The sequence below is a fragment of the Salipaludibacillus aurantiacus genome, assembly GCF_900111295.1.
Lineage (GTDB): Bacteria > Bacillota > Bacilli > Bacillales > Salisediminibacteriaceae > Salipaludibacillus > Salipaludibacillus aurantiacus.
In genome coordinates, this window is record NZ_FOGT01000011.1 from 1 (window position 1) to 23,742 (window position 23,742).

19 protein-coding genes are annotated in these 23,742 nt (G+C 43.1%); 11 read left to right on the forward strand and 8 right to left on the reverse strand.

The features are described 5' to 3' along the window. Nucleotides 1-106: 106 nt before the first annotated feature. Both BMW59_RS22100 and BMW59_RS13680 read right to left on the reverse strand, forming a co-directional pair. A complete protein-coding gene (locus BMW59_RS22100; RefSeq protein WP_143051244.1) occupies nt 107-2,176 on the reverse strand; it encodes a sigma 54-interacting transcriptional regulator in 2,070 nt (689 codons plus the stop codon). Between the two features lie 324 nt (nt 2,177-2,500). Then, on the reverse strand, nt 2,501-3,679 hold the full coding sequence (locus BMW59_RS13680) for an acetyl-CoA C-acetyltransferase (protein ID WP_093053266.1): 1,179 nt from the start codon (nt 3,677-3,679) through the stop codon (nt 2,501-2,503). 223 nt (nt 3,680-3,902) lie between these two features. Between BMW59_RS13680 and ablB the strand changes: the two genes are divergently transcribed. From ablB to BMW59_RS13700, 4 genes are all read left to right on the forward strand, one after another. Further along, on the forward strand, nt 3,903-4,757 hold the full coding sequence (gene ablB / locus BMW59_RS13685) for a putative beta-lysine N-acetyltransferase (RefSeq protein WP_093053269.1): 855 nt from the start codon (nt 3,903-3,905) through the stop codon (nt 4,755-4,757). 348 nt (nt 4,758-5,105) lie between these two features. After that, the gene (locus BMW59_RS13690) at nt 5,106-6,449 is read left to right on the forward strand and encodes an ATP-grasp domain-containing protein (RefSeq protein WP_177174351.1); all 1,344 of its coding nucleotides are present in this window, start codon (nt 5,106-5,108) and stop codon (nt 6,447-6,449) included. 17 nt (nt 6,450-6,466) lie between these two features. After that, complete coding sequence (locus BMW59_RS13695) at nt 6,467-8,518, forward strand: hypothetical protein (protein ID WP_245733113.1); 2,052 nt, start codon at nt 6,467-6,469, stop codon at nt 8,516-8,518. A gap of 108 nt (nt 8,519-8,626) precedes the next feature. Beyond that, nucleotides 8,627-9,295 (forward strand): SOS response-associated peptidase, encoded by a 669-nt coding sequence (locus BMW59_RS13700; protein WP_093053275.1) that lies wholly within the window; start codon nt 8,627-8,629, stop codon nt 9,293-9,295. Between the two features lie 91 nt (nt 9,296-9,386). On the opposite strand, the gene BMW59_RS13705 is transcribed toward BMW59_RS13700, so the two are convergent. After that, nucleotides 9,387-11,063 (reverse strand): transglutaminase-like domain-containing protein, encoded by a 1,677-nt coding sequence (locus tag BMW59_RS13705; RefSeq protein ID WP_177174352.1) that lies wholly within the window; start codon nt 11,061-11,063, stop codon nt 9,387-9,389. Between the two features lie 482 nt (nt 11,064-11,545). On the opposite strand from BMW59_RS13705, the gene BMW59_RS13710 reads away from it, so the two are divergent. Together BMW59_RS13710 and BMW59_RS13715 are read left to right on the forward strand one after the other, a co-directional pair. Then, on the forward strand, nt 11,546-11,908 hold the full coding sequence (locus BMW59_RS13710; RefSeq protein ID WP_093053281.1) for a DUF4870 domain-containing protein: 363 nt from the start codon (nt 11,546-11,548) through the stop codon (nt 11,906-11,908). Nucleotides 11,909-12,376: 468 nt separating this feature from the next. Beyond that, entirely contained in the window at nt 12,377-13,612 is a 1,236-nt protein-coding gene (locus BMW59_RS13715; protein ID WP_093053284.1) for a muramidase family protein, read from the forward strand. A gap of 192 nt (nt 13,613-13,804) precedes the next feature. Here the strand turns inward: BMW59_RS13715 and BMW59_RS13720 are convergent, their stop codons facing one another. Continuing rightward, the gene (locus tag BMW59_RS13720; RefSeq protein WP_093053287.1) at nt 13,805-15,928 is read right to left on the reverse strand and encodes a glycoside hydrolase family 3 N-terminal domain-containing protein; all 2,124 of its coding nucleotides are present in this window, start codon (nt 15,926-15,928) and stop codon (nt 13,805-13,807) included. A 444-nt stretch (nt 15,929-16,372) separates the two neighbouring features. Continuing rightward, nucleotides 16,373-16,738 carry a YidH family protein gene (locus tag BMW59_RS13725; protein ID WP_093053290.1) on the reverse strand — a complete coding sequence of 122 codons (366 nt, stop codon included), beginning with the start codon at nt 16,736-16,738 and terminating at the stop codon, nt 16,373-16,375. 112 nt (nt 16,739-16,850) lie between these two features. On the opposite strand from BMW59_RS13725, the gene BMW59_RS13730 reads away from it, so the two are divergent. After that, the gene (locus tag BMW59_RS13730) at nt 16,851-17,579 is read left to right on the forward strand and encodes a DUF421 domain-containing protein (protein WP_093053293.1); all 729 of its coding nucleotides are present in this window, start codon (nt 16,851-16,853) and stop codon (nt 17,577-17,579) included. On the opposite strand, the gene BMW59_RS13735 is transcribed toward BMW59_RS13730, so the two are convergent. Further along, nucleotides 17,576-18,187, reverse strand: a complete 612-nt coding sequence (locus BMW59_RS13735; RefSeq protein WP_093053296.1) for a GNAT family N-acetyltransferase — start codon at nt 18,185-18,187, stop codon at nt 17,576-17,578. The genes BMW59_RS13730 and BMW59_RS13735 overlap by 4 nt on opposite strands. 71 nt (nt 18,188-18,258) lie before the next feature. On the opposite strand from BMW59_RS13735, the gene BMW59_RS13740 reads away from it, so the two are divergent. The 3 genes from BMW59_RS13740 (at nt 18,259) to BMW59_RS13750 (ending at nt 20,072) form a co-directional block, all read left to right on the forward strand. Next, nucleotides 18,259-18,444: an H-type small acid-soluble spore protein gene (locus BMW59_RS13740; RefSeq protein WP_093053300.1), complete on the forward strand. Its 186-nt coding sequence runs from the start codon at nt 18,259-18,261 to the stop codon at nt 18,442-18,444. 18 nt (nt 18,445-18,462) lie between these two features. Continuing rightward, nucleotides 18,463-18,648, forward strand: a complete 186-nt coding sequence (locus tag BMW59_RS13745) for an H-type small acid-soluble spore protein (protein ID WP_093053303.1) — start codon at nt 18,463-18,465, stop codon at nt 18,646-18,648. Nucleotides 18,649-18,848: 200 nt separating this feature from the next. Next, a complete protein-coding gene (locus tag BMW59_RS13750; protein WP_093053574.1) occupies nt 18,849-20,072 on the forward strand; it encodes a dicarboxylate/amino acid:cation symporter in 1,224 nt (407 codons plus the stop codon). Between the two features lie 260 nt (nt 20,073-20,332). On the opposite strand, the gene BMW59_RS13755 is transcribed toward BMW59_RS13750, so the two are convergent. Then, on the reverse strand, nt 20,333-21,370 hold the full coding sequence (locus tag BMW59_RS13755; RefSeq protein WP_093053306.1) for a Gfo/Idh/MocA family protein: 1,038 nt from the start codon (nt 21,368-21,370) through the stop codon (nt 20,333-20,335). Nucleotides 21,371-21,444: 74 nt separating this feature from the next. Beyond that, nucleotides 21,445-22,164, reverse strand: a complete 720-nt coding sequence (locus BMW59_RS13760) for a ThuA domain-containing protein (protein WP_093053310.1) — start codon at nt 22,162-22,164, stop codon at nt 21,445-21,447. A gap of 311 nt (nt 22,165-22,475) precedes the next feature. On the opposite strand from BMW59_RS13760, the gene BMW59_RS13765 reads away from it, so the two are divergent. Further along, nucleotides 22,476-23,543 (forward strand): V-type ATP synthase subunit I domain-containing protein, encoded by a 1,068-nt coding sequence (locus BMW59_RS13765; protein ID WP_093053313.1) that lies wholly within the window; start codon nt 22,476-22,478, stop codon nt 23,541-23,543. Nucleotides 23,544-23,742 lie beyond the last annotated feature (199 nt).

The following is a 23,742-nucleotide window of genomic DNA, read 5'->3' on the forward strand; positions in this document are numbered from 1 at the left end:
CCTTTTTTTAAAATTAGCCTAAAAAACACATTACATATATTAACATTAATGTATTTATTATACTTACGTGCAATCGTTATGGGTCAGACCCCCCAGCTTTTGGTAATCACTCATATTTAGATATTTTTTCATAGAGAGCGGTGCGGCTGATGCCTAGAAGTTTAGCTGCTTTTGATTTATTGCCATTCGTATACTGCAGAGTTTCAAAGATAGCTTTCTTCTCAGCTTCTCTTAATTGTTCTGCCAGTGTTTTCGGTTCCTCGGCCGCTTTCATTCCGGTAATTTTCTCAGGAAGGTGTTTATCCGTAATGGTTTCATAGGAATCCACTACATTAACTGTCCGTTCAATGACATTTTCCAGTTCCCTTGTGTTCCCAGGCCACTCATAATGCAGGAGTGCGGCCATGGCCCGGTTGTCAATGACTGACACCTCTTTACCCAGGCGGGCAGACAGTTTTTTCAGAAAGTAAGGAACGAGAGCTTCGATATCTTCTTTTCTTGTCCTTAACGAAGGAATCTGGATTGAAAAAACATTTAAACGGTAAAAAAGGTCAAGGCGGAAGTCGCCGCTTTGAATCATTTTTTCGAGGCTTCTGTTTGTAGCTGCTACAACACGTATATCAATGGGTTTCGCCGCATTGGCTCCCACCTTTTCCACTTCGCGCTCCTGAAGGACGCGGAGAAGTTTTACCTGCATATGAATAGGCAATTCACCGATCTCATCAAGAAATATTGTGCCGCCGTCTGCAGCTTCAAACTTGCCTTTTTTTCCTCCCCGTTTCGCTCCTGTAAATGACCCTTCTACGTAACCGAATAGCTCAGATTCAATAAGATCACTCGGGATGGCTGCGCAGTTTACTTTGACAAAAGGCCCTGGAGACCTTGGACTTGCGTTATGAATCGCGTGGGCGAATAATTCTTTACCGGTTCCGCTTTCTCCGAGCAAAAGCACATTAGAGTCAGTTCCGGCTGCTTTTTGCGCCAGATTTTTAGCTTTCAGCCATGATTCGCTTTTTCCTATAAGCTGATTAAACTGGTACTTAGCCCGGTTCGTTTCCTGCCATTCTCCCTTATAATTATCCAGTTCCTTCTCCAGCTTCGCCATCCGCTTCTTAAGCGCTTTAAATCCGCCTAAATTCTTAAAAAGAACTTTTCCTACAGCCCCTTCTAATTTTCCTTCTTTAAAAATGGGGAGCCTGGTGGCTACCATATAATCTCCTTTTATAGGCTGGATATCCGCTATTTCAGGTTTTCCCGTTTCAGCAACGAGGTGCATACGCGTATTTTCAATGATGTCCGTGACGTGTTTTCCTGTCACTTCTTCCGCATCCACTTCAAGAAAGTCTGCATACTCCTGGTTGATCATTGTTATAAAACCTTCTTTATCAACCATCACTATTCCGTCATGGGCAAACTCAATAATGGTCTCCATCTGTTCCGCTTTTTCTTTCCAGTCTTCATTTTCGTCTGGAAATGATACAGGATCAGCTACTGTAAACCGGAAAGCCAAATAGACTGCAGAACTTTTCGCCGCGGCTATCGACTGTTTCATTACCCTGTATTTTTTATTATTAATGGTTACTTTGTCAGTCATTTGATTTGCTTCGTCACTAAGCAGTGACCGAAACTGGTCATTGACGACAAGTTCACTGAAACGTTTTTTCGTTAAATCTTCAGCCGATAGGTTAAACAGTTCCTTAGCACGCTTATTAGCCAGGACAACTGTTTCTTTATGGTCAACGAGAAGCATAGCTTGGTGCTCGTGATCGATTAGGGCCTGATAAAGGCTGTCGGCGTTTCTGCTCTCTTTTTCCAAAGCAAACAGCCAGTCATCAGGATAGAGAACGCCGCTTAACTGCCTGTCGTCATTGACGACAGGCAGTGAGGGCGGATGCCACTTTAACTTCTGCAGCGGCATCTCAAGTTCGTGGACAGTAGTCACTTGCCGGTCCATAATATCCGTTACTTTTTTCTGCGGAGAAAGGCCTTTCATCATTGCCGTCATCAGTGAATCAGCAGACAGGCTTCCCACGACACGCTGTTCTTCATTCAGTACAGGTGCCGTATCATTTTGTACGTGATACATTTTGGCAGCGGCTTCCTGAATGCTTTCATGTGTATATAACACCACGGGTGCTTCTTTCATTGCTGCCTTTGCAGGAATTCGTCGGTTCAATGTCCAGCCCCCTCCTTCACATTCTTTAATGGATTGTTATCAGCTTTATCTGGTCAGCGTTGCTTATGTGCTTTGTGCAAAAATGCAGATGGGGATGTCGGTAGCTTGTATAGTTGTTACATTTAAGCGGCAGCTGTTTTGCTTTAAAATTTATCTTCCTCATAACTAATTTCCCCTGTTATTTACATTTGCTTACAAAAAATGTTTCACATGAAACATTAAACGTCATCTTTTTCATTTTAACGACAGCAGGCAAACGAATGATGTCAGGGCAAGTATAGCAAAGAGGAAGCCGGTGAAAAAGCTTCCTCTTAAGTCGTCTGGCTATCTGCTGACGATTAATGATGTGCCCTGTCCGCCGCCGATACACAAAGTAGCCAGCCCGTGTTTAGATTCACGGCGTTTCATTTCGTGAAGCAGGGTGACAAGGATACGCGCTCCGGAGGCCCCAATCGGATGGCCGAGTGCAATGGCTCCTCCGTTAACATTTACTTTGCTGCGGTCCATTTCAAGGTCTTTTGCCACTGCAAGCGCCTGGGCAGCGAAGGCTTCATTTGCTTCAATAAGATCCATGTCATTAATTGTAAGGCCCGCCCGCTCCAGAGCCTGTTTTGAAGCCGGCACCGGGCCGTACCCCATGATTTCAGGATCGAGAGCTGCATTGCCGTAAGAAGCGATAGTTGCTAACGGAGTTAAGCCGAGCTCTTCAGCCTTCTCTTTAGCCATGACAACTAACATTGCAGACCCGTCGTTAATGCCGGACGCATTTCCTGCTGTTACAGTCCCCTCTTTTTTAAACGCTGGTCGCAATTTACCAAGCTTATCAATTGTCATCCCGTGCTTCGGAAATTCATCATCTTTAACTACTATTGGATCGCCTTTCCGCTGAGGAATTTCAACAGGGACAATTTCTTCTTCGAAACGGCCTTCTTTCTGAGCGGCTTCAGCAAGTTTCTGGCTTTCAAGGGCAAACTTGTCCTGTTCTTCCCTGCTGATACTCCACTGTTCGGAAATGTTTTCAGCGGTGATCCCCATATGAATGTCGGTAAAAGCATCCATTAATCCGTCTTTTAAAAGTGTGTCTACCATTTTTCCGTCACCCATGCGCTCTCCCCAGCGGGCATTCGGAAGCACATACGGGGCGTTGCTCATGCTTTCTGTTCCTCCGGCAAGAATAATGTCGGCATCGCCAAGCGCAATAAACTGAGCTGCCATGCTGACTGTCCTAAGTCCGGATCCGCAAAGCTTGTTAATAGTTGTAGCTGGAATGGTATTAGGAACTCCAGCTTTGATAGCCACCTGACGCGCGACATTCTGTCCTAATCCGGTAGATAATATATTCCCCACAAGGACGTCGTTGATCATATCCGGCTCTATATTCGCCCGGCTGATCGCTTCTTTTGCTGCCAATGCACCTAAATCTACTGCTGACTTGGATGCCAGTCCCCCGCCGAAATTACCTATCGGTGTGCGTGCTGCACTCACAATTACTACTTCTCTCATAATTGATTCCTCCCTGTAAAGTAATCACTGTTTAACACTAACTTTATAATGCAAGTTCCATGCCAGTTTGTCCAGAGGCAAAGTGTCCAGTTTAGTTTACATTATCCATAAAATGGGGGGTCTGTCCCCCCATTTTTTGTCACCCTATTTGTGGCATATTTTTGCTCTAAGACCAATATGATTTTTTGTATAACGTCTATAAATATGAAGGGGAGCCTGATTAATGAATCTTATAAAGGATCACGCCTTTACACTGACCCTTTTCGGAAAAGCGATCCTGTTTGAGCCTGTAAGCCAGCGTTTAAAAGTGTATGACCTGCCGGATCGGAACTTACTGGACTTGTTTATAAAAAAATTAAAAAAACTTGCATTTGAAAAAGGCTGTGACAAACTGATTTTCTATGTGCGGCGGCATGAACAGCCCCTTATTAACCCTTACGCCACAAGGTATGAAGGAAAAATTGCCGGTTTTTTCAACGGTGAAGATGCTCACATTTATGCTTTGTTTCTTCATTCAGGACAATATAATACAAGGTTAACCCAGGAAGAAAAAAATGTCTTCCGTCTTGTAAAACACAAGCAGGGAAAAGGTCCCTCCCACTGCTTTAAACTTCCGTCAGGGTTTTTCATGAGGTGGGCTGTCCCGGAAGATATTAATCAGATGGTCACATTATATAAGACAGTTTTCAAATCATACCCCACTCCTATGAATGATCCGGCTTTTATTCGGAAAATGATGGATGACGGCGTTTACTTCCTGGTTGTAGAACATGACAGAAGAATAGTCAGCGCCTGCTCAGCCGAGCTGCTTCCCGAATTTAAGGCCGCTGAACTCTCTGATTGTGCCACCTACCGTAAACACCGGAAAAAACAGCTTCTGTCATACCAGGTGGCGCACCTTCTTCCTCGGGTGAAAGATTTAGGGGTCCGTACCATTTTCTCTTATTCCCGTTCTGTCTCTTCAGGAATGAACCTCGTCAATGCTAAGCACGGGTTTCATTTCGGCGGCCGGATGCTCAGAAACAGCAACATTTGCGGCCGGCTCGAAAATATGAATATATGGTATAAGAATCTGTAAAGTAATCATTTATAAAAAAGCGTTTATAGGCAGGGGCTTTTTTCCGGAGGATCAGCTGAGCTGGCCGCCTGTCGGATGAAAGCTCCTGTTTCTTTTAGTTTTTAAATCCGTTTTTTATAAATCTCTTCCCCTCTTTTAAACGAGCTTTTTTCTTATTAACCTATCCGCTCCTCTCCTCCCCTGTTTTACACACCCGCTCACATACTCATAAATTTATTTTTTTTCGATCTTATTTTAAGAATAATTTCCATCCTTTTTGAAAATGATGAAAGGTGTAGTAACACGCGCGAGTTTTCATGATCGAGGCGTATAAACACTATTGATTCATGACAGAAGGAGAGAGCAGATATGCCATCGAATGAACCGTTACAAGATCTTTCGTTTAAAAGAAATGACCAGATTGACCGTAAACACCTCCAAACCCGGAAAACCGGTCCAAAAAAACTGGAACATAAAAAAAGACATCCAGAAAAGAAAATTGCCCTTATCGGCTGGAGTGTCGCTTCAATTGAAGCGTTGGACAAAATGAAGCGGCCTTATCTTGTTGTAAGCCTTCCTGATTTTGAGGAATATGCGACTACTCATAATATCCCCTTCCTTCCGTGGGAATTCAGCAGGGACCTTCCTTACGAAGATATCTTTAAACATGCTGAAGCTTTATATCGAAAGCTGAAGGAACTTGAAGTAGATCACGCCATTCCTATATTTGAAGAAACTGTGGAGTGGGCTGGCGCTCTGAACGCCCATTTCCGCGATGATCCGAGGCTTTTTGACCACGCGGTGCTATTCAGGGACAAAGCGCTTATGAAACGGCGTGCGCATATAGGCGGTTTGCGTGTAGGGGTTTTTGAAGAAGGAGAGACAAAAGAAGATGTCAGGCGTTTTTTCAGGCGCGTCAACCAGTCGCTTCTGCGGCACCCTGAACAGGATCCTGACCCAGTACATGTCAAAGCTTTTAATAAAGCGGGTGCGGCCGGCCACCGAATTATACGCTCCGAAGCGGATATTGACCGGAAACTTACTGATAATAACTTCCCTTGTCTGATGGAAAGCCATCTCGAAGGAGTGGAAATATCGTGTGAAGCGTTCATCCGCGGAGGAAAAGTCCAGTTTCTGAACATTACTGAATATGTCGTATTCGGCTATTCCATGATGGTGCCTCCTTCGCCTGAAATTGAAGAACTCCGCCCTGCTATCCGCGAAGAAGTTCAAAAAATTGTAGATGTGTTTGATATCGATCACGGCATCATCCATCCGGAATTTTTCCTTTCCAATGACGGTACGATTTATTTCGGGGAAGTCGCCTACAGGATTCCTGGGGGCCATATCTTTGACTTAATGAAAAAAACCTACGGATTTAATCCTTACGAAGCTCACATCCTCTGCTGTGACCCTAATACAACAGAAGAGGAACTGGATGGCGTGTTTCCGGACGAAAAAAGCTTTAACGGCCATGCTGGCAGCTTTCTGGTTTACCCTAAGTCGGATTATATTTCAGGGGTTAATATTCCTAAAGATTTAGAAGACCACCCAAGCTTTGATAAACACACGTTGTTCCACCCTGGAGTCAGTAAAATACAGGAACAGGAAGGCTACGGAAACCACCTTGGAACTGTCTTCTTTTATAACGAACTAAGTGATCATGTAAAACAGCCGCTGACCGATTACGTAGATCACGACTTTTTTATGTAAAAGAAAAAGCCGTACCCATGCGTTGGCAGGAGGCTGTTTCCAGCCTGCTGCCGATAAATAATTACAGGTCCTATTCTCAGGAAGGAGTGTTTTTTATGCCGTTAGAGGCAGACACGAAGAAAACGGAAACATTTATACAGGCATTTGCAACAATGGAAGAAGCTTTTCCATACGCAAGAAAAATGTACCAGCCCGACGTCCTGCAGGCAGCCGCCAGAGTAATGGAAGAACCGGACGGCATGAGGTTTCTCTACGAGTATGCAGACCGCTTTGATTCTGCTGGCATTTTTGAAGGGGGGCCATGGGCGGAACCTTCCAAACTTGAGCCCCGTCTGGTAACAGCCTCTCTCATGGATAACAGTATGACAGCGATCGTAGAAATTCTCAGTGAGCTGCGTATGGTATCGCTTGCTAAAGGTAAACACCAGCACGAATCGTTCACCCAGGAAGATGCGAAGGAATTTTTAGACAATGTGCTGGCCTTAAACGTCGATATCCTGTTTCCTGAAGAAACAGAAGCGGCAAGAATTGAAGGCAGAGGAAAAGAGAAAGACCGGGCTGAAAGACTGTTTCAGTTTCTTGCAGATGAACTGACCCTTACTTCTATTACCAGTACGCTAATTGACGAGATTGACGGGCTTGTCGCCCAGCGGCCGATTATGGTGAACAGAATTATTACCATGATTTTTGATGCTGAACAGCTTTTGAAAAGACCTATAGGAGCACATGACAAAAAAGCGATTAAGAAGTACATTCAGGCCGTCACAGGGCCTACTAAACTGTGCAAGGAAATCAAAGAGCCCTGCGATTACCGTAAGCGCCTGAAGGAAGCTACCGAAAAGGAGCTTCATGAAGAGGCTAAAGCATTTGCTAAATCCATGCGGTCTACAGGACTTGTGAGTGATAAGCATGTCATCCTTGTCCGCTATTTAAACCGGGAGAAAAAAGAATTGCTTCCTATGTGTTTAGCTTTAAGCAAAAAAGGCACAGCTCACCTGGAGGAGCATTACTCAATAGTCAGCGACCTTATAAAGGTTGCGATTCACCCGCCGACCAGGCAGGCTCTTTACGGCCTGACACTGATGCTTGAGCGTGGCATCCTCTCTGCTAACCCTGTTATTCCGGGACTGCGGCGCCTTATTGAACTGGACCTCCTGCCTGAAGTGAGAAAGGTACTCTTGAACTCCGTCAATAAAAGTGAAGGCGTCACAGCAAATGATATCCTCGTCGCGGGAACGATCAGCGTACTTGGACAGCCTTTAGGCATAGGACAAGGAATGAACCCTACATGCCAGACGGCACGGGGGATCAGTCTCTGGTCACTGCATGCGCCGGGTTATTTACTGGAACTCATTCCCCGCGCCGCACGGGACGGAGATATTGATATTATGTTTGAAGGACAAGCCATCCACTCCAAAAACTTAAGGGAAGGCTTAGTCGACGATCTTCATGAGGAACTGGACCCTGTTTCACTTGTTCTCGTCCCCCATCTTGACCGTATTTATGGTGAACTGGTGCGCCGCGCGGAATTTCGCGGAGAAGATGTGCATAAATGGGTGAACCCTGCCTTTTACGGTAACTGGGTCAATAAAGGGTTCAGCTCAGCAATTGACCCTATGACCGGTTCAATTGCTGATTACTCAGGTTTCGTAAGGCTGTTTTACTCCACTCATCACCCTGAGTACAACGACGGACACGAACTGATTTATCCGAACCCGGTAGGTATTTTCATTACCAACTCTTTCGGAGAACTGCTTGGACTGCACGCCGTTTCAATTCAAAGAGTGGCAAAAGATCCGAAAGGAAATTACCGCATCTATTTTTACAACCCAAATAATGACAGTTCTCAAGTCTGGGGGCAGGGAATTGAACCTGCTGTAGCCGGCAATGGGGAAATATTTGGAGAATCGTCACTTCCGTTTCATGAATTTACTTCCAGGTTATATGCGTTTCACTACAACCCTTACGAACAGGGAGACGCCTTTGCTGTCGATAAAAATTATGTAGAAAAGATTGAAGAACTGGCCCGCACTAGCTGGGGAGTAAAATATACGTGGGTGGAACTGTAAGAGCAATGAAAGGCTGACTTTGGCATTGAGTCGAAATCAGCCTTTTATTTTTGCAGCGATTACTTATGTTATATAATAGAACAAATGATCTTGGAGGAGGCCTAAAGTATGTGCGGACGCTTTACATTAACCAGCGCAGAAGGTTTAGCGGAACGGTTTAATATAATAGAAGATTTCCTCCCTGAACAGCTTAACATCTCCTATAATGTGGCACCGGGCCAGCCTGTTCTTTCTGTTATTCATACGGGTTCAGAGCGGCGTATGGGCCACCTCCGATGGGGCTTCATTCCCCGGTGGGCAAAAGAAGAGAAAATAGGGTATAAAATGATTAATGCCCGTGCTGAAACACTGGCAGAAAAACCGAGCTTTAAAAAACCTTTGCAGACTCAGCGCTGTCTCATTGTGACCGATGGATTTTATGAGTGGAAAAAAACAGACGACAAAAAACAGCCTTACCGTCTCACATTGAAAGACAAGGGAATTTTTTCATTTGCAGGCCTATGGGAGAAATGGCAGTCACCATCAGGCGATGCTGTTTTTTCCTGTACAATCATAACGACGAAAGCGAATGAAGTGATGCAGGATATTCATCACCGAATGCCCGTTATTATCGCTCAAGAAGATGAATCGGCATGGCTCGACCCTGAAAATTCCCGGAAACCGGAAGAGCTATTACTGCCTTTTCCATCTGATCACATGGACATTTATCCTGTGTCCGCTGCCGTGAACAATGCCAAAAATAACAGTCCGGATTTAATTCAGCCGGTTGGACAATGAAATCACCTGCCGCCGCATGTGTTTTACAGTTGCGTTTCCCGACCGGCTGACTTTCTGAAAGCCCTGCTCCCGGGCTTTATGTTAATACAGCTTAATAGAGCACCCCGCCGCGAGAATGAGTTTCTTTAAACACCTCCGGATCGGGATCAAAATATTCCTCAGTGTAAGCTGGAAGGAACTCCCCTTCTTCATTTATTGTTCCTGCCCCTAAAGCAGGGTCCATAGTGAGCCACTTGCCGTCCACCTTAACTTCTACCCATGCATGCCTGCGGTGGTTCACTTCTCCTTCAATATAGTTTGCCTCCATTCCTGCCGCTCTTAGTAAAGCTGTCGCCAGGAAAGCATATTCCAGACCCCCCCCGCTGCCTGTTTCCAATGTTTTTAGGGCGCTGTCTTCAAGCTCAAAGACATCCTCTCTCCTTTTTTGCACATTGTATGAGAGATTGGAAGCCGTAAATTCATATACAGCTTTTGCTGCTTCCCTTTCATTTTCAATCCCTTCGGTAATCTCATATGCCTTATTCATAATTAGCGGGTGATCCGATTCAATCCCCCTGGACGGCAGAAGGCTTCTTTCATCCTCTATCCCGTTTACTTGAAGGCTGATTTTTTTTATTGCTTTAAAGTCAGCTATAGACAGCTCTTCCTTCTCAATGTCCGGAACATTAATCAAGATGTCATAATTCCCAGAGCCAAAACGGAAAAATATTTCATCATCAAACTTATAATCTTCTACATTTACTAAATAGCCGGCTTCCAGTTCCTCATTATCTCCTTTTGTTGTCGTGACTAAAATAGAGCTGATTTTCTCTGTCCCTGCAACAGATGGATCAATCTCTCCTGCAATGCGATATCTTGTGCTCTCGTGCAGTCTTTCGCTTGTCATAGAAGGCTCTTCCAAGGTAACGCCGTGCCGTGCATATGAGGGGAAGTACTCCGTCTCTACAAAGTCTTCCGCTGACGTGTTATCTGCATAGAATGAAGCGGCATCATAAAAGACCCCTTTTTCTACATTCATTGCCTGTATTCTGATAAAATGCAGCGCCTCCCCAAAATAAAGAGGAACATCTCCGGAAAATTTACCATCCCTTACAGGGAGCATGACCTGCCTGCTTTCATCGTTGTGCTCTACTTGCACAATAACCGCATCTCCGCTGTCTTTATCAGGTACTTCGCCTTTAACTGAAATTGTTTCTTCCGCTTTAACCATCCCGCTAGCAGGCCTTGAAAGTGTAATACCAGTATTAATAGCAAATTTAGAATACTCCACTTCCCTTTTTATTTCTGCATTAGTGTTATATACATGAAAATAGGCAACAGGATAATAGTTATTTAAGTCCTCAGGATCCTTACCAGGCAGGCGGATACGAATTTCATACTCTCCCTCGCCGTGATGCAAAGCCAACTCTTTATTAAATTCTCCGTTATCTTTAAGCGGCACATAATGATAAAATGCAGTATTCATTTCCTCATGGATGACCTTTTCACTTAACACCTCTATTAAAAGGTGGGAATCGTTGATTTTCTCCTCTTCCTCAATGACCCCCTTAACTTCAAGGTAAGTGTCCGTCTCCATGTGATCCTGTTCGGGTGACATCAGCGTAAACCCTGTTTCATAGGCATAATCCATTAGCCAAATAGTTCCTTCTTCGTGCTGTTCCTGTCTTTCCAGAAGATCTTCGTCAATTTCCAAAAAGACGTCTTCACTTGTTTCTTCGGTTTTCTCCGAGCAACCGGCCATTATTAAAATAATTAAAAAAATTGCCACACGATATAACTTATATTTCTTCCGCATCGTTCCCCTCCAGATCCCTTGGCCACCTGTTTGCATTCAGCCTCCAAACACTTTTTTAATATGATTGGATAATTCTCTGTCATTGACTCTTTAATGTTAAACGCATCATTTACCGTGGATCATAATACATCCGGTCTAATTAGTCTTTTTTTACTATTTTACTCCTTCATCGCGTCTTATTAAAGTGCCTTAATCAAAACAGGTACGAAGACGGGAAAATAACTCTCAGGCAAGGTATATCAGCCTACCGCAGACGTGTACATACCTGCCAATATGTATATAAAGTATTAGTTATAAATGTCATCTTTTAAAGCTATAATTGGACAAGCTTCGATATCATTAAACATAAGCCCCCAAAAATATTCTAAAAATTCAAAATAAACAGTTATATTTTGTTCGTTATATGATATAATATATTCGAGATAACATACAAATTTAAGAAAGGAGCTGTAAATGTGGACGAAGAAAAAGGAAAGCTTGCTGCGACTCCGGGAAAGTCATCTACAGGGCTGGACGAGAACCTGGGAGGACTCCTTGCCTATTTGCTTGGTTTCGTAACGGGAATTATTTTTATCATTATTGAAAAAGAAAACCAATTTATTCGATTTCACGCTCTCCAGTCAATCTTTTTGTTTGGAGGTCTGTTCGTTTTAAGTTTTGTTATCGGCATGGTTCCACTGGTAGGATGGATTCTCAGTCTCCTGATCTCTCCGCTTATGTTTATTCTCTGGGTGATAGCCATGTACAAAGCTTATAAAGGCGAACGCTTTAAGTTTCCAATTACAGGCGATCTGGCAGAAAAACAACTTAAACAATAGTATTTTAACTAACTGGCGGGCAGGTAAACTGTCCGCTTTTTTGTGCCATTCTTTAACGTGTCTCGTAATTTTTAAAATTAACAAAGAATATTAACTTAGTCCAAACTTTAAATAATTTACCAGTACAAAAGTAAGACAAAATCCTGAAAGAGCTGTAGGTTTCATCTTAAACAGGGCCTTCCACGTCCAGTCCTCCTATCTCTAAAAAAAAGTTCCCCATTTTTATCAAAAAATCAAAACGTGATTTAAAATAGATAGTTGACATAACAAGAAAATAACTAAGTCCTTATATCCATTACTATTGTATTTGGCACTTTAGTGCCTAGGTTAAACTTCCCTGTTTGTCGAATTTTGACCCTTCTTCATTCCTGTTTTCCCCTAATCGCCTTTTTATTCTGAAATTTAATCGCTATGATAATGAATGTTGGTCAAAACAGGAATTAAAAAGAGAATACAGGAGGATAAACAATGAACCAGGAAACGAAGCCTATTACCAGAAGCAGAAAACAACGCCTCTTTGAAGAACGCTCTCAATCGGCCAAGCGACGGAAAACCAAGATCGCGTGCTGCGCCCTCGCAGGGACATTTGCAGCAGGGGCTTTATTCACCGGAGGAAAAACGGCACATGTCAATGCATCTGAAAAGCTGTACCCCGTGCAGCAGGGAGATACACTTTCAAAACTGGCAGTGAAGTACAATGTATCTGTAGACCAGTTAATGAATGTGAACAGCCTGAGCACTGACCTGATTATTGCCGGCTCTGAGCTAACCGTGCCGGGAGAGCTCGCAGGCACGTACAAGTACGTTACTGTGAAAAAAGGTGACTCTTTACAGAGCCTTGCAAACGCAAATGGCCTGACTGTTACAGACCTTAAAAGAACTAACGGATTAACTTCTTCTCTTATTTATGAAGGACAGAAATTAAGAGCGCCGCTGCACGGAGCAGTCAATAACTTACCGGAAAACAGGCAAAATGATAGCAGTCAGGATAGCGTTTACGACGTAGTTGAAGGGGATACGCTTTTTGGGATCTCGCAAAAATTCCATACTACGGTCAGCCACTTAAAAAGACTAAACGGGTTAACAAGCGACAGGATTTTTATAGGGGAAAAGCTTCTCATACCGTCAGCCCAGCATACCAGCCAGCAGGGACAACCTGAAGAGACCAGCCGCAGTAATACTAAAGGGAAACCTTATAAGGTATTAAAGGGAGATACATTACCAAGCATAGCTGAAAACTATGCAATTTCAGTCAATGACATTATTGAGCTGAATATAGACTTATTAAAATCTGACCGCCTTAATGAAGGACAAGTATTGACTCTTCCAACTCAGGAAGATGCCGTTCAGGAACAGAAGACAGACAGGGCGATATATACGGCTGCACCAGGCGATACACTGTGGGGCCTCGCCCGAAGGTTTAATTTATCTGTAGAAGAAATTAAAGGATTGAATGGGTTAGAAAATGATTTCATTCTGATTGGACAAGAACTCGTCATTAAAAGCAGCAACTTAGTGAAATCTGAAGCGGAACTTACAGGGGCGGTCGATCGTTCGTCTGTTGAATTCGCTTACCACGGCACCCATATTGTGCTGGAAGTACCGTTTGGGACGGCTGAAAAATATGAGGATTTAATCGGCGAAAAGGTAACCATTGTTTTTCAGGAAAAAAGAAAGCCTGCCCTTGTTTCCATAGACGTTTAAAAGACTTATTTAGCGGCCCTATGACTTGGTTAGTATAAAATTATAGTTGTTCCTAAACCGTGAAAAGACCTTCTCTTCAGCCGGATGAGAAGGTCTTTTCATAATTTCAGTATTCAGCTATGAGGTACGGTGCCGCCGCAGCAAGCTTTTTTTCAACAGTCATTTTGAGCCTCACATCTTTAAATAAGTTAATTAATCTAACCTTAGTCCGTGGCCGAATTCGTAAAGCACGTTGCCGTCGTAATCAGGAATGGTGACCGGCAGCTGACCGGACGGAGCATTTTCGCCAAACAGCGTGGCAGCGGAGGCCTCAAAGCTTGCTCCTCTGAACCCGTACTGGGCAACATAGGCATCGACTTCGGTATGGTATGCCATTATATCGTATGGATTGCGGATCCCAATAGCGATTAACGGGGCATCAGTCTCATCTGCAATAGTTCGGACCATTGCCATTTGAGCGCTTGATGCCGCACGCTGCCCCACTGTAGCGGTCGTCGTTCCGACGATTACTTTATCTGCTCCACGGATTTGATTCCACTGGGCGTCTGTAATAGCCGCACTGGACGATGCTCTAATCACTTCGGCATCGGGGCGGTATTTCTGAACGGCCTGTCCCAGGCTTGAAATATAACTTCCGCCTATTACTACAATATTTTCTTCTTCTGCTGCTACAGGCAGCACGCCATCGTTCTTCACCAATGTCACCGATTGTTCAGCTACTTTTCTTTCTGTCCTTTTATGATCCTCAGAACCAACCACTGCCTGAGCATTAGTGATTTTATCAGTCAGCGCTTGAGGTGATTCTTCTTTAATAATGCCGCGGTTAACTTTTAAAGTAAGAATGCGTTCAACTGATGCTTCCACACGCTCTTCAGATATCTCACCGGCCTCGACTGCAACAAGCAGCCCTTCCGCAACGTCTTCCAAACCTACAGGCATCAGTACAATGTCAGAGCCTGCTTTGACTGTTCGGATGGCGGCGTCAACCGGACCGAAGTGGTCGCTGATCGCCTGCATATTCATGGCATCTGTAATGATGACACCTTCATAATTCATCTCGCCTCTCATTAAATCTGTAAGGACAGTATGAGATAACGTAGCAGGAAGAGCTATTTCTTGACCTGTTTTCTCGGAAATGACTTTCGTATCGTCAATTTTTGGGAAAGTTACATGAGCAGTCATAATTGCGTCAATATCAGCATCCATAGCCTGCTGGAACGGGCTCAGTTCCACCTCAAACAAACGGTCAATATCATGGGGCACCTCGGGCAAGCCAAGATGGGAATCCACATCCGTATCCCCGTGGCCCGGGAAATGCTTGGCAGTCGCCGCTACTCCTGTATCCTGAAGACCTTTCGTATAAGCAACGCCTAATTCACCTACTAAATCAGGGTCTTCTCCAAACGAACGAACTCCGATTACCGGATTATCCGGATTGTTGTTTACATCCAGTACTGGAGCCAGGTTCATATTAATTCCGAGAGAGTTTAACTCTTCACCAATAGCGTGGCCGACATCATAAGACAGGCCTTCTGAGCGTGTAGCGCCTAACGCCATATTTCCCGGGAAATCTGTCCCTGACTGTAAACGCGTCACAATACCGCCTTCCTGGTCAATTGTCATAAGCAACCCGAACTTCTCTGCAGCTTCCTGATAAGCCGCTACAAGTTCAGCCGTCTGTTCAGTCGTCACCACGTTTTCGCGGAATAAAATTACACCGCCAAGATGGTAGTCTTTTACGAGCTGTTCAATTTCAGGCAGCATTTCCGTTACATTTTCGCTGTTCCAGTTACGGAAATCAGGCATAAGCATCTGCCCTACTTTTTCTTCAAGTGTCATATTGTTAATTGCATGGCTGATCACATCATACTTAACACCTTCCTGCTTAATTAAAGAAGGCTTGGTGTCCGGTTTTCCTCTGTCGTTTGAACTGCGGTCTACTTTACTGTGCACCGCAATTCTGTCAGTATGCTCACCATCGGATACCTTGATAAACGAACGCCCCGGCTGCCCGGATAAAGTTACTGTCCCATCATCTTCCACACTTGCAACATTTTTGTTGGATGATTCCCAAGTTACACCTTCAGTTTTTAAAGTGAAATGGCCTTCTTCATAAACATTAAGCGCTTTCAATTTAAATTGTTCCCCGCTGACTTCTGCATCAGCTTCCGGTACATTTTCAAATATAATAAGATCCTTTACACCTTCGCCTTCAGCCGCCTGAACTAAGTTGCCGGTGATTCCTGTCAGCAGGTGGGATACTGCAAGAATAACTGCAAGAATAGTTATCACCACTGTTTTCTTAACCGATTTCATTAAATTACCTCCTTATTTTTTAAATTGACTTCGTCGACCCTCCAGTCTGTTAAATATACATAAAGAGAAAGGTTCTCTTTATAATCGGATTTTAAATGAAGGAGAAACTATTGCTGCATATATGTATTGTCTTACTTTAAGACTACTCAATATTATGCATAGTTGTCTATACCACACAAGCACTATTAAAGTATTAATTGTCTGGGCATGAGGTCTTTAAGTATAGGCAAATAGTTTCGATTATTCTATGCAGGTATGCATCGAAACAAATAATTAACAATATAAAAACTGTCTTATCAGCATTTATAAAGATAAGCCTTTCTTACTGCTTAAGTATTGAATTAAGAATAGAGGGACTTTTTAATAAACCTTTGTCTTTTTTAAAGGCTTTTTATGTGAGATGGTGTTTCTAAACTTCTGTTACAGGTTTCCCTCTTTCAAACCTTAAGCAAATACGATGACATATATAAGCAGGGAAAACATAACGACAGCCACAAGTGAGCTCGTTGCGATAACAATCCACGAGGCGGACTGAAACTGTTGGTTATTGATTGTCCGCTTATTTTTGAAAAATAGCCATGTCCCAAGTGAAAGAACAGTTATCCCTGCACAAAAGGAAATAATACTCAGAACCGTTGCTAATGTGCGGGTAAAAGAAGAGCCGGCGCCTGCCGTAAGTTCAATACCAAATATTAAAAACCCGATACCTTTCATGGCCAGAGCGGTACGTACCCAGGCAAGGAATGTCCTTTCGTTGGCCAAATGCTGCTGAATATAAGAAGAATCTGCTGTAGGTTGCTGATTGATCATATTCCATTCCACCTTTGTCTATTAGGTTACTCATGTTCATTTTATCACAGTGAATGACTCCTCCCTCTTTTGGAAAAAATGACATAAACAGGCAGGCAAAAGGAGGAGATAAATGGTGGAAAGTATACAGGAAATATTTTTAATACTGGGACGTATTTTAACGATCATTCCTCTCTTGTTATTCATGACGATTTTCATGGGAAAACGCGCTATAGGCGAGATACCCATTTTTGATTTCTTAATTGTTATTATACTTGGAGCCGTGGTCGGTGCTGACATTGCGGATCCAGACATTCATCATTTTCCTACAGCTTTAGCTGTAGTGTTCATTGCCATTTTACAGCGCCTTGTGGCAAGGCTAAAAGTGGCTCACCGGCTGACAGGCCGTCTGATCACGTTTGAACCGACTGTTGTTATCCAAAATGGAAAAATGATTAACCAGAACTTGAAAAAAATTCGCTACTCCATCGACAATCTCATGCAAATGCTGCGTGAAAAAGATGTGTTTGATATAGCCGAGGTTGAAACAGCAGTCGTCGAAGCAAACGGTTCTTTAAGTGTATTAAAAATTCCTGAAAAACAAGCTATTTTAAAAGAGGATATACGTTTAAACAGAGAGGTATCTTCTTCACTTGCATTACCTGTCATTATTGAAGGACAAATAGACACCAAGGTACTGGCCGCTAGGGGCCTTAACGAGATATGGCTTCATAAACAACTAGAGACTCATGATATTAAAACGATTGAGGATATCTTTTTTGCCTCCGTTAATGCGGCAGGTGAACTCCATATTAGTAAATATAATGAGAGATCCTTGGAAGTACCGGTTATCAGGCATTAATGAATGTTCAATTTTTCAAACTCTGACTTCAGCAGCGAATAGACAACTGTATCGTGATATTTGTGACCGTCAAAATCAGTTTGCCGCAAAGTGCCTTCTTTATGGAAACCGTATTTTTCGAGAAGCTTCTGCGACCCTTTGTTGTCCGCAAAAATGTCTCCCACGATTCGGTTGAGATTAAAGTTCTTGAACCCGCAGACTAACACAGCTGGAAGCACTTCCGTCATAACCCCTGTACCCTGTCTGTCTGGCCTGATTACCGCCCCCATCTCTGCTTTTTTATGCCATAGGTTAAGCTTATGGAATCTGAACAGGCCAATAACTTCTTTTGTTGAATTAGCGATAATAACCCAGGGCAGCTCCTCGGACCGCTGAAACTTCTGCAGACTTTCAGCCACACTTTCCTTCAACTCTGTTAACGTGTTAACCGGATAGGGAGTGATGAATGCCATCGTCTTTTTATTTGAAAGTATAGGAAAAAGCGCCTCAGCGTCAGTTTCTTCTAAGCCTCTTAATGTATAATGTTCTGTCGCGATTTGAGGAATATACTTAACTTCGTTCGTCAAATGAAACTCACCCTCTCCAAATATTTTTCTATATTTTACCATACCAGATTTCTCCTCTCATATCTTTCTTTATAATGCTAAAAATACGATAGAAACATTTCAAGGAGGTTACTATGGACAGTCAGCGCGTAAAAGAAATTATTAATTCCCCTGTCATGATCAATGTGACATACCGCGGAATTCCTGTTTATATTGAAGAAGTGGATTCCGGCAGCCAGACTGCCGTTGTCTTGCCGCTGGATGAAATGGATCATCAGCAGGAAGTGGATATAGAGGGACTTGTAGAAGAAGGGCCATAAAAAAGGAGGGAATTAATTATGTTAGACAGGCATCGGGCGGAAGAGATCGCCGCCTCCCCGGACATGAAACATGTACTCTATAACGGCAGACCTGTATATATTCAGCATGTGCATAAAGATGGCCAAACTGCACGTATTTTTACCACAGATAACCCTGAAAACGAATTCGAAGTGCCCGTAAGCAGTTTAATCGAGAAGAACTGACCGACGAAAGACCCGTCACCTTAAAAGAACGGGTCTTTTTTACGTGAAAATTTCACATAGGGGTCAGACCCCCATCGAAAATTGTCGAATATGTTAGTCTTTGACAGATGGTTATTTATCCTATATTCTATTTTTTAAAGGTTTAATTTCTGACTAATTTTATCGGATTAATACTTTTATGTTTAAAGGGGGAGAAAATGCTGAAAGGAATTTGGAAAGCTTATATAGAAACACCGCTGATTAAAAAAGTCTCTATTGCCCTCATCCTGGGAGCAGCTGCCGGATTTATATTTGGAGAAAATACCTCTGTCTTATCTCCGTTAGGCGACTTGCTTATGAACCTTCTTCAGTTTATTATTGTACCGCTCATATTTTTCACATTACTAGTGGGTGTAAACCAGACGACAGCTGAAAACCTCGGCCGGATGGGCGGAAAAGTTTTTATCTATTATTTGTTCACTTCTGCTGTCGCTATTGTTGTCGGTATTTCAGTTGCCAGTTTGTTTAATCCCGGCCAGGGGACGACTCTTACCGGTACGGAAAACGTAGAAGTTCCTGAAAATCCTGGAGTAGTCGAGGTTCTTCTCAGCATTGTCCCTGATAATATCATTGCCGGTTTTGCTGAAATGAATCTGCTGGGCATTATTTTTACGTCGCTTGTTTTTGGGATCGCCCTGTCAGTTATGAGGGCTTCTAAAGACTTGAGCAAGATGGGAGACAGGCTGTACAACGTTTTTGAAGCGCTGAACGAACTGACACTTATCGTAATGAAGGCTATTCTGCAATATGTCCCGGTCGGTGTGTTTGCTATTCTTGCTGACATTATCGGGAGCCAGGGCGCTGATACGCTCTTATCACTTGGAAACTTTATTGGAGTCCTCTACATTGCGATTTTGGTCCACCTGGCTTTGTATATGCTGTTAATGTATGTAACTAAAATAAAGCCTTCAGTCTTTTTCAGAGAAGCACGAACACCTGTGATTACGGCTTTCGTTACTCAGAGCAGCACAGGGGTGCTGCCGCTGACCTTAAATGCCGCCAAAAACCTAGGTTTGAAAAAAAGTCTGTATGGTTTCAGTCTGCCGCTAGGCGCCACGATGAATATGGATGGAGCTGCGATCCGTATTGCTGTATCGACGGTATTTGCAGCCAATGTCATCGGTGAACCTCTCTCACTAATCGCGATTCTGCAGGTAGTCCTGATTGGAACACTCGTTTCTGTAGGAACCGCCGGTGTACCTGGGGCTGGTATCGTGATGATAGCTACTGTCTTCGCTCAGCTCGGTTTACCTATGGAAGCTGTCGCTCTGCTTGCTGCGGTTGACGTCCTGATCGGAATGGGAGCCACAGCTCTTAATGTTACCGGCGACCTTGTCGGGACATCGGTTATTAATAAGACAGAGAAAAATAAAGAAGCTGCTTAATATACAGCAGAAGAGACTGAGACAAAACTAAAGACAAGCCCCTGGGCAAGCGTCCGCCTGGCGGACTGAAATTACTGCCATTACTATTTATCAGAGTAAATTTTTTATTAAGTACAAAAGCGAAAAACCGAACAAAAATTATAAGATTTGTTCGGTTTTCTTTATGATTACTATTCTTTTGTCCCAGCCTCTTTAGGTTTATGCCCCCCATGCATGACGGTTTCTCTTTAATAAATACGGCCTGCAGGTGCACTCCATTATTAAGTGAAAGTCACGCTTCCGCCAGTTTCGTGACTTAAATAAATGGCATCTATAATTTTGGTGACTTGCAGAGTCTCTTCAGGCTTTACTATTAATTCTTCATTACCGAGGCAGGCATCCGCGAAATTTTTAACGAGATCAAAACCAGGGTCCCCATGACCTGGAATCCATTGGGCTTCGCTGTTAAATAGCATGCCATGTTTCGCCTGATTTAACCGGAAGGGAAATACGTCCAGTCCTCCTGTTTCGCCTGAAATACTAAGGTTTTCAATATCTTCATTTATATTTGCCGACCAGGATGTTTCAAAAAGAAGAGAAAGCCCGCCTTCAAAAGTTATATAGGCCGTCACATGGTCATCCACCTCAAATCCGCGGTTATCGAAAGTTCCCCACTCATTAATCTGGTCAGGCATTCTGCTCAGCTGATTATAAGCTCTGCCTGTCACCTCCACCGGTTTCGGATGATCAAGCAGCCATAGCGTTAAATCAAGAAAATGGCAGCCGTAGTCAATCAGACTTCCGCCTCCTTGCAGTTCTTTGTTCGTAAACACGCCCCACCCCGGCACTTTCCGGCGCCTTAACGACTGGGAACGCGCTACGAGCGGCGCCCCTATTTCATCTTCAAAAAGTACTTTTTTAGCTGCCTGGGCATTTTTCATAAACCGGTAATGATAGCCGATGGACAGAAGCTTATCAGATTTTTCGGCAGCTTGAATCATGGCTTCGCATTCTCTCGTGTTCATAGCCATCGGTTTTTCGCAAAGAACATGCACACCGGCGTTTAACGCATCAATGGTAATACCTGCATGATATTTATTGGGTGTGCAAATGGTCACCGCGTCGACCTCAGGGAACATATCCTTATAATTATCATAAACCTTTGGAATATCGAACAGCCTTGCCGCTTCCCGGGCGTTTTCGGGGTTTATATCACATATTGCGGTGACTGTTACACGGTCGCCTAAATTTTTGTATGCCGGAAGGTGACGTCCTTTAGCAATTCCCCCGGCTCCGATAATGCCCATTTTCAGTGTCATATGCTGCTCCTTTTATTGCCGCAGCCGACCATTTCAATTTGAATAATGTTCATTTGCTGCTCCTCCTTTATATTTTATTTTCCTTTTATTGTTTCCAGCGGCTGAGCATTCCCGTACACTGGCCTGCTTCTTCGCGTCGGTGCTGCCCATTTCACCGCGTTCTTAATAACACGCTGGATCTCTTTGTTATAATAGGTTGGATAAGTTTCATGGCCAGGTCTGAAGTAGAAAATCTTCCCTTGCCCCCGCCGGTATGTACACGCACTTCTGAATATTTCTCCGCCTTCAAACCAGCTCATCATCAGAATTTCATCCGGCGCAGGAATATCAAAATGCTCCCCGTACATTTCTTCTTTCTCAAGTTCAATATATTCGCCGATGCCGTCCATAATCGGATGACCCGGTTCCACCACCCAGAGGCGTTCTTTTTCATCTGCTTCACGCCATTTTAAGTCGCAGCTCGTGCCCATAAGCGTTTTAAATATTTTTGAAAAATGACCGGAATGCAGTACGATAAGCCCCATCCCTTCCAAAACACGCTGCCTCACTTTTTCAACGATCCCATCGTCTACTTCATCATGGGCCGTATGTCCCCACCATAAGAGCACGTTCGTATCGCTCAATACAGCGTCAGTAAGCCCGTGTTCAGGTTCATCAAGTGTGGCTGTTCTTACTTGGTTTGCTTCTTCCTGCAGAAATTGAGCAATCGCCCCGTGAATCCCTTCAGGATAAATATCCCTTACAGCCGGGTTTTTCTTTTCATGCCGGTTTTCATTCCATACCGTTATATTCATTGTTTATCTCTCCTCTCGTTTTTACAGGAAACGTTTTCATCCATTTTATTTTACCAAATAATAGAGTAAACGTTTACGTTTTTTGTAAAACATGTCGTTATTTTTTAAAAAAGTCCGTAAAAGTGCCAAAAAAATATGGAATATTCCTTCAATTAATAAAAATTAATCTTCTAAATAGTGAATTTCATAAATATATATAACTATATCCGGTATGTCGATAATTGTGAGAAGTGTTATCCGGAGTGCATGTTTACAAAAGCCCTCTAACATGGACGTTTCTTAAAAAGGGAAAGATTCGGAAAGGAGTCCTGATGGCTAAAGAACCGAAGCATAAGTTAAGAGTATTTTCCCACGAACTTAACGAGCTTCTCAATTACTTGCATGAGGCCTCTAAAAAACACGAACGAGCTTCTGAATCGCTCGTGTTCAAAAATGCAGTTATTTATTTGTTCCGGTTTATCATTAAAATTTTCTCCTGGAAAGGTTTTTTTGCAGCTTTGATTCCGGTCAGTATGATCGCTCTCATGAGGGATAGTCTTGAAGAGCTGGCCCATCTCCCTTTAACTGTTATTTTTATATTATCAGGCATGCTGTTTGCCCTGTTCTCCGCTTTGTTAAGACATCTGGTCCTTGATGAAATGAGCAGAATCGGCAGTGAGTTTTTCCATATAGAGATTTTTGAAAAGAAGAGGGGGAAGGAATACTCGGCGTTAATATCACTTGCCAAAGAGAAAGATTTTGTCTTCACTTTAAAAAAAGAGTTGGAGAGGGAGCTTATACAGGAGAAAGATGAGAAGCTTCGGAAAAGAGTAGCTCAGCAGCAGAAAGTTATTAAAGAAAACGAAGAAGCTATAAAGGAACTGCTGGAAAAATTGACAGCCAGTGAAGAGCTGGCCAACCTTTTTAATGAGAGAAGCGAACTGGCTTTAAATTTTCTCTTCGGACTGAAAAATAAACTGACTCTTCTTGTGAGAGACCAGTTTAACCTTGATAATATTAATTTTGGAGTAAACTACTCCTTGTACAGAATTGAAAATTCCGGATTGGCTTTTATTGATGGATACGGAATAAACAAAGCTGAATTCGAAGAATTTATCCCGTTTAAACAGGTAGACAATAAATTTATCCAGGCAATAAACGCTTCTCCTCAAAAACCTTTAGTGCTTGATGATTTTATTGCTTGGAAAAGAGTCCTGCAGGATGAGGAGCAATGGGTAATTTCCTTGCATCTGGATGATTCAAACCGTTCAAAACTAAAAGTCGGCCACGAAACCGGCCAGTTGAATATAAGTTTGATTCAAGAGTTATTATGGATTTGCTGTGAACTATTAAACAAGTTCTCTGCAGTACACCGTAACCGTCAGAAAGGAGATCTTTAAATCTTCCCTTACCCGGCCTTTTCTGCCTCCGGTTATAATACGGGCCGGGGAGGGTTTATAAGCTGAGCATTTAAGCGTTGTAACTGCTTCCTGATAAAGCCTTCTTTGCTTTCTCCTTAGCCTTTTCATTTTCCTTCTTTTGATTTTCCAGCATCTCTTTAGCCAGTTTGCATGAATCTGATTTTGACATACGCTTGTC